The organism is Rhodopirellula halodulae, assembly GCF_020966775.1.
In the GTDB taxonomy this organism is placed as follows: Bacteria; Planctomycetota; Planctomycetia; order Pirellulales; family Pirellulaceae; genus Rhodopirellula; species Rhodopirellula halodulae.
Genome location: NZ_JAJKFV010000029.1, coordinates 70,623 through 83,839, shown reverse-complemented (window position 1 = coordinate 83,839; position 13,217 = coordinate 70,623). Strand labels below are relative to the sequence as shown.

Annotated in this window: 9 protein-coding genes; 4 read left to right on the top strand and 5 right to left on the bottom strand. The window is 54.3% G+C overall.

All coding sequences use genetic code 11. From position 1 onward, the window contains the following. The first annotated feature begins 37 nt into the window (after positions 1-37). From LOC70_RS13410 to LOC70_RS13400, 3 genes are read left to right on the top strand one after another with little or no spacing between them, the layout of a single operon-like run. Positions 38-1,336: a M16 family metallopeptidase gene (locus tag LOC70_RS13410; RefSeq protein ID WP_255716334.1), complete on the top strand. Its 1,299-nt coding sequence runs from the start codon at positions 38-40 to the stop codon at positions 1,334-1,336. Continuing rightward, a complete protein-coding gene (locus LOC70_RS13405) occupies positions 1,333-2,610 on the top strand; it encodes a M16 family metallopeptidase (protein WP_230254095.1) in 1,278 nt (425 codons plus the stop codon). Before LOC70_RS13410 ends, LOC70_RS13405 begins: the two co-directional genes overlap by 4 nt. Positions 2,611-2,617: 7 nt before the next feature. Then, complete coding sequence (locus LOC70_RS13400; RefSeq protein ID WP_230254094.1) at positions 2,618-4,576, top strand: hypothetical protein; 1,959 nt, start codon at positions 2,618-2,620, stop codon at positions 4,574-4,576. Positions 4,577-4,586: 10 nt separating this feature from the next. On the opposite strand, the gene LOC70_RS13395 is transcribed toward LOC70_RS13400, so the two are convergent. Further along, positions 4,587-4,958 (bottom strand): hypothetical protein, encoded by a 372-nt coding sequence (locus tag LOC70_RS13395; protein ID WP_230254093.1) that lies wholly within the window; start codon positions 4,956-4,958, stop codon positions 4,587-4,589. 135 nt (positions 4,959-5,093) lie between these two features. Between LOC70_RS13395 and LOC70_RS13390 the strand changes: the two genes are divergently transcribed. Next, positions 5,094-5,774, top strand: a complete 681-nt coding sequence (locus tag LOC70_RS13390; protein ID WP_230254092.1) for a transposase — start codon at positions 5,094-5,096, stop codon at positions 5,772-5,774. Between the two features lie 121 nt (positions 5,775-5,895). On the opposite strand, the gene LOC70_RS13385 is transcribed toward LOC70_RS13390, so the two are convergent. The 4 genes from LOC70_RS13385 to LOC70_RS13370 form a co-directional block, all read right to left on the bottom strand. Next, a complete protein-coding gene (locus tag LOC70_RS13385) occupies positions 5,896-7,620 on the bottom strand; it encodes a hypothetical protein (RefSeq protein ID WP_230254091.1) in 1,725 nt (574 codons plus the stop codon). Beyond that, the gene (locus tag LOC70_RS13380) at positions 7,617-8,204 is read right to left on the bottom strand and encodes an RNA polymerase sigma factor (RefSeq protein ID WP_230254090.1); all 588 of its coding nucleotides are present in this window, start codon (positions 8,202-8,204) and stop codon (positions 7,617-7,619) included. Before LOC70_RS13380 ends, LOC70_RS13385 begins: the two co-directional genes overlap by 4 nt. Before the next feature lie 679 nt (positions 8,205-8,883). Further along, entirely contained in the window at positions 8,884-11,070 is a 2,187-nt protein-coding gene (locus LOC70_RS13375) for a CHASE domain-containing protein (RefSeq protein ID WP_230254089.1), read from the bottom strand. 93 nt (positions 11,071-11,163) lie between these two features. Beyond that, positions 11,164-13,167 carry an ABC transporter ATP-binding protein gene (locus LOC70_RS13370; RefSeq protein ID WP_230254088.1) on the bottom strand — a complete coding sequence of 668 codons (2,004 nt, stop codon included), beginning with the start codon at positions 13,165-13,167 and terminating at the stop codon, positions 11,164-11,166. Positions 13,168-13,217: the final 50 nt, after the last annotated feature.

The following is a 13,217-nucleotide window of genomic DNA, read 5'->3' as shown; positions in this document are numbered from 1 at the left end:
GACTTCCGCTCCGCCCCCTCAGCCCTCAGCGATTCCCTTGCTCAGCACTCAATCTCCCCCGATTCAAACTCGAACGCTCGACAACGGCCTGACCGTCGTCGTGCAACCGATGCCTTGGCTGCGAACCGCCGCGTACACGCTCTGGTTGCCCGCTGGGATCACAACCGAATTGGTTGGTTTGAGCGATTCACAACTGGCCGACGCGGAATTCTTGGCTCGTCGCGACGGTCTGGCTTCGTTGACCTGCGAAATGGTCCAGCGCGGTGCCGGTGCCTACAACAGTCGCCAATTGGTCGCGGCCGAAGACAATCTGGGAATCGACAGCGGCAACTCCGCTTCGACCAGCATCGCGGGCTATTCCGCTCGCATGCCCGCGGATTCCCTGCGACCCGCGATCGAGCTTTTGGCTGACGTGGTCCGTCGCCCGCACCTTCCAGGCAAACAACTCGACGATGCCAAGATGATCCTGCGTCAGGAACTCGCGGCGTTCCAGGACGAGCCAACGCAACGGCTGATGCGACGTCTTCGCGAGCGACAATATGGCCCACAACTTGGACGAGGCGGCTACGCCAGCGAAGCCAGCTTGGAATCGCTGAACATGGAAGACGTTCGTCAGTTCTACACTGATCACTATCACGCCGGCGGCAGTGTTTTGGCCGTCGCGGGCAACTTTGAAACCGAGTCGCTTTTTGAATCGATCGAAAACGCATTCGGTGATTGGAAATCAGGCGACCGCCCTGCCCTGCCCTCCCCTGCCCCGATCGACGGCAACGAACACATTCCACTTCCCAGCAGCCAAACACACATCGGGTTCTCGTTTGATTCAATCCCTTATGGCAGCGACGAGTACTTCATCATGCGCGCGGGCATTGGAATCCTCAGCGATGGAATGAGCAGCCGGTTGTTCGATCGCGTTCGCGAACAACGCGGGCTGTGTTACAGCGTCTGGGCCAGCACCCATACCATCGGCCAAACCGGTGCCGTTTTTGGTTACGCCGGCACCACCCCCGCACGGGCACAAGAAACACTGGACGTCAGCCTGCACGAGATTCAGCACCTCGCCGATGACCTCGCCGAAGAAGAACTCTCCCGTTGGAAAGTTCGCATCGAAAGCGGACTGATCATGGAACAAGAGTCTGCCGGATCACGTGCCAGCTCGCTCGCATCAGACCAATATCAACTGGGGCGCATCATTCCGACGGAAGAACTCGAGTCCAAAATTCAGGCCATCACGCTCGACCAAGTTGCCTCCTACTTTCGCGACCACGGACCTCGCAAGTTCCGCATCGTCACCGTGGGTCCCGAAGCACTGCAAGGAGGCGAAGCAATCGCATGAACCAATCCATCCCCCAAAACCTTCGCTCCGCCACACTATCCAACGGTCTGCGAGTCGTTGCTGACATCGATCAACGAGGTTACTCCGCCGCAGTGGGTTACTTCGTTCGTGCCGGCGCGCGTGACGAAACCGATATCGAATCGGGACTGAGCCATTTCCTGGAACACATGATGTTCAAAGGTACCGCTCGACGATCCGCTGCCGATGTCAATCGTGAACTCGATGAACTGGGTGGGCAATCCAACGCCTACACCTCCGAAGAACAAACGGTCTACTACTCCGCGGTCTTGCCCAAGTACCAAGATCGCATGATCGATTTGTTGACGGACATGCTGAGCCCCACGCTCGATGAAGGCGAGTTCGCCACCGAACGCAACGTGATCTTGGAAGAGATTGCCAAGTACGAGGATCAACCTCCGTTTGGTGCATTCGAACGCGTCATGGAATGTGCGTATGGCCCACGTGGATTGGGACGCCGAGTGCTTGGAACCACGCATTCGATCGAATCGATGCGGGTGGAAACCATGCGAGCCTATTTCAACCGCCGCTACCGCCCCGACAACATCGTGCTGGCGGCCAGCGGCAACGTCGACTTCGATGGGTTGGTCGCGCAGGCCGAAAAAATGACGACGCATTGGCAAGATCGTCCCCTGCCTTCCAACTTGCTCTCGGATGACCCCAGCACATCTCCCGAGGGCATCGACCTGACACCACAACTTCGTGTTCCGGATGCTGCGCAGTCCTACCGTGTGACGCTGGGGGACGGTCCGTCGATGCAGTCGGAACTGCGTTACGCGATGCGACTGCTGTGCTCGATCGTGGGTGACGATGGCGGCAGTCGACTGTTCTGGGATTTGATCGACACCGGACGTGCGGAAGTCGCGACGCTTTGGCCACAAGAATTCACGGACACCGGTGCGTTGTTCACCTACCTTGTCTGCGCTGCCGATGACATGCCATCCAACATTCGTTTGATGAACGATGTGCTGCAACGAGTGGCAAGCGATGGCGTCGATCAAGCTGAGCTTGACCAAGTCATCAACAAAACGGTTGCCGGGTGCATCATGCAGTCCGAACGTCCGTCGAACCGCCTGTTCGGCTTAGGCAGTCGTTGGCTTTGCTGTGGCGACTATCTTTCGTTGGACGAATTGCTGGATGCCTATCGAGGCGTCACCATCGAAAAAGTTGCCAAGGCCGCTCAAACCTACTTGAACCAATCCTCGACCGAAGTGATTGCTTCTTCCGTTGAACCTCCCTCCCCCGTCGCTGGCTGATCGATTGATGAGTGACACGATCCCCGAACTCCTTCGTTTGAACGATCGCGTTACCCTGTTGCCCATCATCCACGGCAGCGGCCAATTTGCTTGGCTCACGCGTCGGTTCATGCTCGAGCATCAATTCGATTGCTTGGCCGTTCCGCTTCCTCCCTCGTTCCAACATCCGGTCGAAGAAGCGGTTCTCGATCTGCCACGCCCTTCGGTGGTGCTGCAACATCCGTTGTCATCCACCTTTGATCCCCCGGTGACCTATCGCCCGGATTTAGAAGGCGACGAAGAAGAACTGGACGATGACCATGACTCGCTGCCGACCAGCTATGTGCCGATTGATCCGTGCCAGAGCGTGATCATGGCGATCCGTTCCGCGATGGGCGAACACATCCCGCGGCATTTCATTGACTTGGAAACCAATGAGTTTCAACCGTTCTCGACGGTCATGCCTGACCCGCACGCGGTTCGCCATGTTGCCATCGAAAAGTTCGCCGCGGCGATCCTTCCCAGCATCCCTCCGCCCAGCGATGACCTGACACGCAATCGCATGCACTACATGGCGGCGCAACTGACCGAACTCGAAAAGAACTACAAGAGAATCTTGCTGGTCACCAGCGTCCTGCACTGGCCATGGATTCGCGACGCACATCGGCAACTCCGCAACGACCAAGGGCGATCACGGGACGACCTCCAAAACGAAGAAGTCGATGTCCCCACTCGGCACAACATCAACCCCAAAACTCTGCTGTTTCTCTTTGGAGAACTGCCGTTCATCACCTCGCTGTACGAACGGGCACGAGCCGAACTCGAAGAAGACGAAAACCTACAGATTGACGGCGTCAAAGAACTCTTGATCGCGGGGCGGCAAAGCTACCTGGACGAGCTCGGCAATCGCGCCCGCCGGATCACACCACTGCTGCTTTCCAAGTGCTTGCAATACATCCGGAATCTTTCGCTGATCAATCGCCGAATGACACCCGACATGGTGACGATCATCACCGCATGCAAGCAGGTGCTCGGCGATCAGTTCGCACTGCATGTCGCCGAGGCGGCCTCAAAATATGCCTACGCGGATCAGTGGGGCGAGAACGCTGACCAATGGATCCCGGAAGCCGATCAACCGGTGACGCTTGGAATCGATCAAGTCCGCTTGCCAAATCAAGACGTTGTCTCGCTGGTCAATCGTTTGCCCGGACCGCCAATCTCTTGGCAAACCTTGGAACTGCAGCGGCGCCCCAGCGACAAGGAACGCCACGAGTGGCAACACAATTGGAATCCGTATTCACAGTGCAGCTACCCACCCGAAGACGAACGCATCGAACTGCTGCGCAACCGTGTGTGCGAACGAGCGCAGGCGATCATGGGCCAGGATCTGGCTCGCACGGAAAAATTCACGACCAGCGTCAAAGACGGCATCGACATTCGTGACACGCTTCGACATTGGTACGAAAAAGAGATCTATGTCAAAGTCATGCCGCCCAGTCGCGGGCAACTCGATGCCTGCTTGATGCTGTTTGACTCTCCCGCCGACCCACGAGATTACCCCTGGCGCACGACTTGGTTTGCTGAACACGAATGGGAATCCACGCTAGCTTTCTTTGCCAGCGACTTTCAACGAGAAATGGTCGGTCCAGGAATTGGGCTGGGCATTTATGGCGGTGCCATGTTCCTGTACCCACCGGTTCCAATCCGAGACATTTGGCGGGACCGCAGACTGAACTTCACCGAGACTCTTGAAGAACGCTTGATCGCAGCGGCTTGCATGCACTCACGCAGCAACCATGTCGCACTGATGAGCCCCCTGCCGCCCGGTGGCGGATGGAAGCGGTTGGCTCGCCGGTTCAAGAAGCATTTGGTTCACGTTCCAATGACCTCTTTCAGCGACCAAGAAATCCAACAACTTCGCATGGTCCATGTTCTCAACGGCAGCGAAGTCCGCAGTTATGCCGCCGACTTCATCCGAAAAGCCTGACCGCGGCGAATTACAGACGGGTGATCACAAAGAACACCAGCCCAAGAATTCCCAGCAAAATCGCAACCCCATACATCGCCGGAATCTTCTTCGACTGATTCGCGTCGGGTTCAGGATCCTTGCTCGTTGTCAGACTTCGCAGAACCAGTCCCACCACGGTCACTAACACGCCCACGCCCATCACGGTCAGGCTCGGCAACCGACCTTTCGATTCACTATTGGGCGGAAGAAATGGCAGCACCCAAAAAGCGATCGCTCCATATGCCAGGACCATCAATCCGAGCATAAGAACCCCGGTCGCTATCTTTCCCAACAAACTCTTGGAAGGAGCGGCAGATTCCGTGGGAACGCTCGGCGATTCATAAGGTTGGTGTTGAGTCACAGTTGATCTCTCCGGTGCAAGCAAACAGTCATCCCTCGCCTCATCGCGATCCCTCGAAAAAGGGACGGGGGTCTTTTCTGCTATTCTGACATCGACCAACGACTCCAAGATCACTTTTCCCTACAGGTGTGCGAGATGCCTCGACAAAAACGTCTGGATGTGGCAGGCGGAATCTACCATGCATTGAATCGCGGGAATGCCAAGCAAAAAATTTTCCACAAGCCGGAAGACTACGCAGCCTTCGAGCGTGTGTTGGGCCAAGGCCTGGAACGCTACGAAGTGCAAATCTACTCTTACGTCTTGATGCCAAACCACTGGCATCTTGTACTTCGTCCAGACCGCGACGGGCAAATGGGAAAGATGCTGCGTTGGGTCACCGCCACGCACACCCAACGCTATCACGCTCACTACCACACCGCGGGCGAAGGACATCTGTACCAGTCCCGCTTCAAGAGCTTTCCCATCAAAGACGATGAGCACTTCCTGACAGTGTGCCGATATGTGGAACGCAATCCAGTGCGAGCAAATTTGGTCAAACGAGCCGAGTTGTGGCAACACGGTTCATTCCACCGCTGGGCGAACCATTCCGACCGAGATCCAAAACTCTTGTCGGCCTGGCCAATCCGTCGCACGGCAAACTGGAGTAAGCGCGTCAATCAAGCACTCAGCGAAAAGGAGATCGAGACGATTCGAACGAGCGTCCAGCGAGGCCGCCCTTTCGGCGACATCGACTGGGTCGAAAAACTCGCTGACAAACACGACCTGTGGTCAACACTCCGATCACGGGGAAGGCCCAACTCGACCAAACGCACCTAATTGATCCCCGTCCCCTTTTTGCGTCTGTTGGCCTTGGTGTCATCCTTCTCGACAGCAGAGAAGCCCACACGAAATGACGCAAACGCGAATAGTCCTACCGAATGCTTACACAACACGAACCTCATTCGTCCGTGCTGTTTTTGTCCAGCGGTACAAATACGGTGCCACTCGTATGTTTGAACAAATCACTCGACAATTCGGTCGTGAAATCAAGGTGATAGTACGTCCTGTCGTCGGAAGCGGTCGCTGTCGCTCCTGCTGACAACTCCGCTTCACTTTGTTGTGAACCTATCGCATTGCTGCGAACGATAACGGTGGGATACCAGATCCCACGAGGCGATTGCTTGAAGTTTTCAAAACGATAGGTCTGCTGCTGTTCGGCTGGAGTCACATTCGGTTTTTTTTCATCGATTTGACGCAAAGAATGCTGGGCCTGGACAGCGGCGTACCCAAGTTTCGGGTTAAGCCAGTACTTTGAAGTCTGGTGTTCACTCAGGTACGAGCGGGTCACAAGGATGCTTCCTTCCGGTCCATCCGTCGGGTCCTTGGTCAGCGTCATTTCGATCTGCACATACGAGTTCAAATCGGGATAAACATGAAATTCAGGCATATTGCCGGCATTCCCCATTGTCTTGGCGATTGAATGCCCATCACCCGCACGTACGGATTGGAAAGGTTCGAACACAGGCGAAGCCGGATCTTCATAGCTCGCATGATAAACAGTTCTCCCATCACAAAGCATGTCGGCAACTATCGTGTAGTGGCTGAGTCTAGTCTTCCACCAACTTCGTAGTTCGCCTTCATTTGCAGGGGGCTGCTCGGCGAGAAACGCTCCGTACTCTCGATTGCTTTTGAAAAGGTCACGTGTCGGGGAACAAGAAGCGGTTCGCCATTGATCGCCGCTACGGTAAATTAGTGCTTGCGGTGAATTTGGCACGAATCCATAGGCGGCGACATAGTTGTCAAGTTCTCTCCGATTTCGATCGAGAATCTCCGCGATTCGCTTTAGATTCCCGGTCGGCATGCGATCCACGACACGAGCGTCGCGGGGAACCCCGATTGCATAGATGTCCTGCGGCCCCGTTTCCGGATAGTCGATTTTCATGTTCAATGCATGATCGACATCTTCCTGGAATCGCATCGACACTGGAAGATTCGTTTCAGGATCGACACGGACAACAACCTTGGACGAAACACCCGGTAGTGTTTGAAGTGTGAGTTCGTAGTCGATCCATTTCTTGCCGCTGTCTTGAACGCTTTGCCGAGTTTGACTTACAATTCGATTCCCTGCAAACTCGTCACCAACTTGGTCATCTTGGCGAAAGATTGACGTAAAGACACTACTGATTGAATTGAACGCGCGTTCGTCATTGATTGGCACGCGATAAATCAGTTGTTCTTCTGCACTAAACTCGTACCGGACGCCTGTTCGATAATCGTCGAACCGACTTAGTTTCTTGCTGCGTTGAGCTGCGACGTCGCGTTGAAGCGACATCCAAACTTCCATTTTGTCCTGTTTTAGTTCACCGACCAAGCGAATCCATGGCATATCTTGAAGTGTCTTCACAACTTCGCCCCATGCTTGCTGACGCGTGGGCCAGAGTGCTACGCAAACAAGGACAATCGCTACCATTGCAGCGGACGACATGATCCACCGAAGTCGCTGCGAATGACGACCGAACGAGTCGATCGTGGCTGAACCGGGAAGCTTCCTACGCACAGCGTTCGCTAAATTCTTCGGAGCTTTGATAGGTGGAACATTAGAATCCATCATCAGCGCACGAAAAGCTCGCTCGTCATCAGTGATGTCTGAATCAGTTATCCGATTGTGAATATTCTCGTTCATTTCGGTCTCCTGGACTCGTTTGGTAAATGCGATGGAAGTGCATCGACAAAGGTGGGTCCAAGCAAACTTCTTAATTTTGCTCTTGCACGAAACAACAGCGACTCGGCAGCCTTTTGGGTGGTCGATGATCGCTTCGCGATTTCGGCGACAGACATGCCGTCGATGTACTTTTGTCTCAAGATTCGCCTCTGGTTTTCCGGCATCACCAGCAAAGCCGAGTTGACGACCTCTGCACGCTCGATCTGTTCCATAGCCTCAATTGGCAACAAGGCTGCGTCTGCGCGGTCCGCTCGCAGCAAATTGTCGTCGTCGACTGATTTGCCCGACGTGCGTCGCCAATACAACGCAACTCGTCGTCGTGCGATTCCAAATAGCCACGCGGACAATTCGCCCTTCTCGGAGTCGTAAGTGTCGATATTCTGAATCACATGCAACCATACCTCTTGAAAAAGATCGTCGGCGACGGTTCGCTTATGACACACCAAGCGGTACACGAATCCGTATAAAGGATCGAGATACTCTTGGTAGAATTCGTTCCAGGCATCGGCATCCTGAAGTTTCAATTGCTTAGCACGAAACGTCATTCCGTTCGGTTCCAAAAGTACAAATCGTTCGTCACGTCTACATTGTGCTTACACTAGACCATTTGCACTTTGCAGCAAAATCATTCGGCATTTCCCCGAAGAATTCCAGACACTTCTCGGTTAACACCAACACTGATTCAGGAAATTCTACAGAACTACCAATGCAGCCCTGGAATGCCCCCCATACCTGATCCAGGGGTCATGAAAGTCTAGAGCCAATTCGGGCCGAGAATTTTCGATGGGCGAGAAACGACGACGAAATTCACCCGAGCAGATCAACAAGAAGCTGCGAAAGCCCAAAAGGGGACGGGGGTCTTTTCGTGAACAGACCGAGATCCAAAACTCTTGTCGGCCTGGCCAATCCGTCGCACGGCAAACTGGAGCAAGCGGGTCAATCAAGCACTCAGCAAAAAGGAGATCGAGATGATTCGAACAAGCGTCCAGCGAGGCCGCCCCTTCGGCGACATCGACTGGGTCGAAGAACTCGCTGACAAACACGACCTGTGGTCAACACTCCGATCACGAGGAAGGCCCAAGTCGACCAACCCCACCTAATTGACCCCCGTCCCCTTTTACCGATCTCAAATTGGATCATCCAATCGCATTCTCATCCGTACCGTGAAAAACAAAGAAAATTTCGCGGCACCGAGAATCTGGATCTGCGACAGCCCGATGATTGCTAAGCCTCAACGGCTTCCGCGAGACTCTCAAGCGGCATGACCATCTCTCGGGGCCAATGAAGGATGAAACGAGTTCCCTGCCCTAACTCGGACTGCAACTCGATTCGTCCGCCATAGGTCTCGACCGTTTTTTTGATGATCGAAAGCCCCATCCCGCTCGAATTCTTCCAATCCGATGGTGCTAATGTGCGAAAGATCTCGAACACCTTGTCCTGAAACCGCGTGTCGATCCCAGGCCCATCGTCGGCCACCACAAATTCAATTTCATCCTCTTTTTCAAGTGCGGACACGCTCACCTTCCCATCTTCCCGATCGTGATGCTTGATCGCATTGCCAATCAAATTGCGAAGGCATGTTTCAAGCGGTGTTTTCAGCGTCCGAAACGTCGGCAGGTCACCCTCAATCCGAATTTGCATGGAAGCAGGTTTCGACATCATGCCAGATATCTTGGTAACCAATTCGTTCGTGTCGACCATCGTCAACCGATCATGCACACGTCCCGCACGGGAATATTGCAACAAGTCATCCAACAATTGCTCCATTCGTCCCACGCATTGTCTCAGTGTTTGCAAATGATCCGCACTCTCCGCTGGCAAATTGTCTCCGGTGTCCTCGACCACCCAATCGGCCAAATGCTTGATATTGCGTAGTGGAGACCGAAGGTCGTGCGATGCGATGTAAGCGAATGCGTCCAAGTCTCGATTGCTTCGTCTCAGTTCCGTGATGTGTTGCTGAATCAGCGCATCCGCCCGTTTTTGCTCAGTCACGTCTCGAATGACAATCGCGGTGATTTGCTGATCGCCATCATGCCAATATGAATTTGAGATCTTCGCCGGAAAGGACGAGCCATCTTCTCTCACACATTGTTTTTCGTCCTGCCCGGATGTCGGGGAGTCCGGATCGATCGCCGATGTTGAATTGCCAAACAAACGATCGATCGATGTCCCCAGCAATTGCTCTTCGGACATACGGAAAGCCTCCATGGCGGCCGGATTTCCATAAACAACATGCTTTGACTGATCCAGTAACACGATTGGATCATTCGCGGTATCACAAACGGCCTGAAACTGCTTTTGAGCTTTTTCAAACTCGTTCGTCATTCGCACCGCAATCTTCTCGGCCTGACGTTGTTGCCGACCAATCGATCCGATGACCAAGAACAACAACACATCGACGAGAAGCCCCACGAACGCCACGGCAAGACTAATCGCAGACTCGCCACCACTGATAAAGTTTGGCTGAGATGCGAAGTGAATCGTCCAGTCGCGCCCGCGAAGTGGCAGCGTCTTGGTCATCACAAAATCGGGCGTGCTCGTCGCCTCGGCCGCAGACGCTTGCCGGCTGTCAAAAAGCAAATCCGCTTCGTCTTTGTCGGTTCCGTCATAAACCGTGAAGTCGATGTCCGGCAGATTCGATTTCCGAATCCCCATCATCAAATCTCGAGTCCGGAATGGAGCGTAGACAAAGCCAATCACAGCTTCGTTGCGTTGTTCGCTCGTCTGACGGGGCTGATCGTTTTCGAAAACAGGCAAATACAACAAGAAACCGCGTTGCACGTCGTCGTCGGTTTCTTGCACCAATCTCACCACGCCTGAGATCGTGGGCTGGCCCGTGTTGATCGCGGTATCCATCGCCGCTCGCCGAGTGGCTTCGGAATACATGTCGAAACCGAATGCTCGTTGATTCCGCCAATCGAACGGTTCGAGGTAGACGATCGACGTGTAGAAATCACGTTCACCCTCGGGGTAGAGATTGAAATTCGGGAACCCTTCGGCTCGGATCGATTCCACAAACGACTCTTTCTCGTCTTGATCGACCACCCGGCTAAATCCCACCCCTTGAATGCCAGGGTAGTACTCCTGGAACCGGGCATTCTCAAAGTAAGTCCGCCATTCATCTCGCGAAACATCGTCGGATGCCTCCATCAACCCGACCCCACCACGCAGCACCTGTTCATACTCGAGCATCCGTTGCTCAATCGAGATCACCATTTCATTGACTCGAAACTGAAATCGATCCGTCGCGCGTTCGCGAATGTATTGGCTCGACAGGTACCAAGCGATTGCGGTCACGGCCAACGAGATCGCCAGGATCACCCACGCCAGCGTCGGACTGTGAAACGCAGCAAAATCCTTTGCATGACGAATCCTTCGGTTGGAAATCGGCAGTGTCTTGTTTGTATTCATCAGCGATCAAAGAGCGTACGACGGACGGATTGCATCGCCGACAGCCAACCGGACTCGAATCTTTCGATCATAGAAGATTCTGAGTCCCGTGTCTCATCCGCTTCGCTGCATGCCCTGGTCCATTTGCAGCATCACCATGTCTCGATATCGACCGCCGTTGGTTACAAGCTGCTCGTGCGTTCCAATTTCAATCACTTCTCCATCTTCCAAGACAACAATTTTGTCCGCATTCATGATCGTGCTCAGGCGGTGAGCGATCACAAACGCCGTCCGGTCTTCCAACAAGTCCGTCAAACTGTCCTGGATCAACCGCTCACTCTCGCTGTCAAGATTGCTGGTCGCTTCGTCCAAAATCAGGATCTGCGGGTCAGCCAGGATGGCTCTGGCAATTGCCAATCGTTGTCGCTGGCCTCCTGACAACTTCACGCCCCGCTCACCGATCACGGTGTCATATCCCTCGGGAAACTTTCGGATGAACTCGTCCGCGGCTGCCGCCCTGGCCGCATCAACCACGTCTTCCCGCGAGGCACGACGACGTGCATAGGCAATGTTTTCATGGATCGAGCCATCAAACAAAAACACGTCCTGTTCAACAATTCCCAACAAAGATCGATAGCTCGACAACTGTATGTCACGCAGATCGCGTCCGTTGAAAAGAATGGCACCTTCGTTCGGATCGTAGAATCTTGCAATCAAATTTGTCAGCGTCGTCTTGCCCGCACCGCTGCGCCCGACCAGAGCCACCGTTTGTCCGGCTTCCACGTCAAAACTGACATCTTTCAAGACAGACGTCTCAGTGCCCGGATAGCAGAAAGAAACATTGTTCAGCGATAGGTCGCCCACTCGCTGATTCGTCGGCAATGTGATCGCCCCGTCACGGCTGGGGAGCTCTTCGTTGACCTCCAGCACATCCAGCACGCGGTCCAATCCAGCCAAGTTGTTTTGAAAAGCAACAGCACTTCCCGCGATGGTGGCCAAGGGATCTAGCAACATCGTCAGGTAGACCAAGAACATCATCAAATCGCCCAATGTCAGATTGCCCTCGATGATTTGGTACCCGCCGTAGAGCAGCAATCCTGTCGATGCTAACGGAATGAGCACTTCCCAAATCGTTTCGATGATCCGCATCCACCACCAAGTGAACAGTTGTTGGCGAACCAAAAAGTCGCCTTCCCTCACATACCGAGTCGACTCACTACGAGAACGCGAGAATGTTCGCACAACACGGATGCCACCAAACGTTTCCGTCGCCCCGCTGTCGATCTTTTGACGCTGCTTTCGAACGTCGCGAAACAACGGACGAATGCGGTTGATGTAGGTGCGATGCGTCAACCACACCGTGGGCAAGAGCAACAAACCACCCAGCATCAGCTTCCAATCCACCAACATCAGAATGATCAAACTACCGATGAACTGAACGATCGCTCGCCATGGGTTGTAGAGCATGCTGAAGATCAAGTCCGCCACACCGCCCGCGTCTTCCCGAATCAAGCTGGCAACGCCACCGCTCTTCATCGAATGCACCTTGTTCAGAGGCAGCCGAATGGCATGGTCAAAAACCGTCGCTCGAATCGACACTTGCGACTTGTTCACAGCCTTGGTCGCAATCCATCTTCCAACCAAATTCACCCCGGTACCGATCGCTGTCAGGACAGTGACCAGCAATCCAATCGCCAGCAGCACTCGCATGGGCGACTGCATCGGGTCGCCCAATATCTCGCTCAAATTCGGAATGGCCACCAACCATTCGGGCAAAGGTTTCGGTGGGCGGGTCAGCACGGAATCGATCGCCAGTTTCGTCCCCAGTGGCGGGATCAACCGCAGACCGATACTGACCGTGAGCAAAGCCAACGCACTCAACACAGCAGCACGCTGAGATGCGATCAAACGCCAAAAGGCCACGAACAATTCGCGAAAAGATCTCTCGTGTTCGCCGAGCTTCTTACCTCCTCCGGACGATCCGTGAAAACCGCCGTGAGCATGCCCGCCTCGCCCGCTGGCCAGGTCGTTTTGCGTGTCCGCATTGTCGCGGCGGTTCCGGTCTCGAACGGCTTGGCGGTAGGCTTCGAAACGACGGCGACTCGGCAAACTCGGCATGAAAAACCGGTGGGAAGTGAAGGTTCAGTGGATCGTAATGACGGACAGCA

Excerpts from the sequence above, each read along its gene's own strand:
- LOC70_RS13405 (WP_230254095.1), top strand. The coding sequence starts at position 1,333 with ATGAACCAATCCATCCCCCAAAACCTTCGCTCCGCCACACTATCCAAC.
- LOC70_RS13400 (WP_230254094.1), top strand. The coding sequence starts at position 2,618 with ATGAGTGACACGATCCCCGAACTCCTTCGTTTGAACGATCGCGTTACC.
- LOC70_RS13390 (WP_230254092.1), top strand. The coding sequence starts at position 5,094 with ATGCCTCGACAAAAACGTCTGGATGTGGCAGGCGGAATCTACCATGCA.
- LOC70_RS13385 (WP_230254091.1), bottom strand. The coding sequence starts at position 7,620 with ATGAACGAGAATATTCACAATCGGATAACTGATTCAGACATCACTGAT.
- LOC70_RS13380 (WP_230254090.1), bottom strand. The coding sequence starts at position 8,204 with ATGACGTTTCGTGCTAAGCAATTGAAACTTCAGGATGCCGATGCCTGG.
- LOC70_RS13375 (WP_230254089.1), bottom strand. The coding sequence starts at position 11,070 with ATGAATACAAACAAGACACTGCCGATTTCCAACCGAAGGATTCGTCAT.
- LOC70_RS13370 (WP_230254088.1), bottom strand. The coding sequence starts at position 13,167 with ATGCCGAGTTTGCCGAGTCGCCGTCGTTTCGAAGCCTACCGCCAAGCC.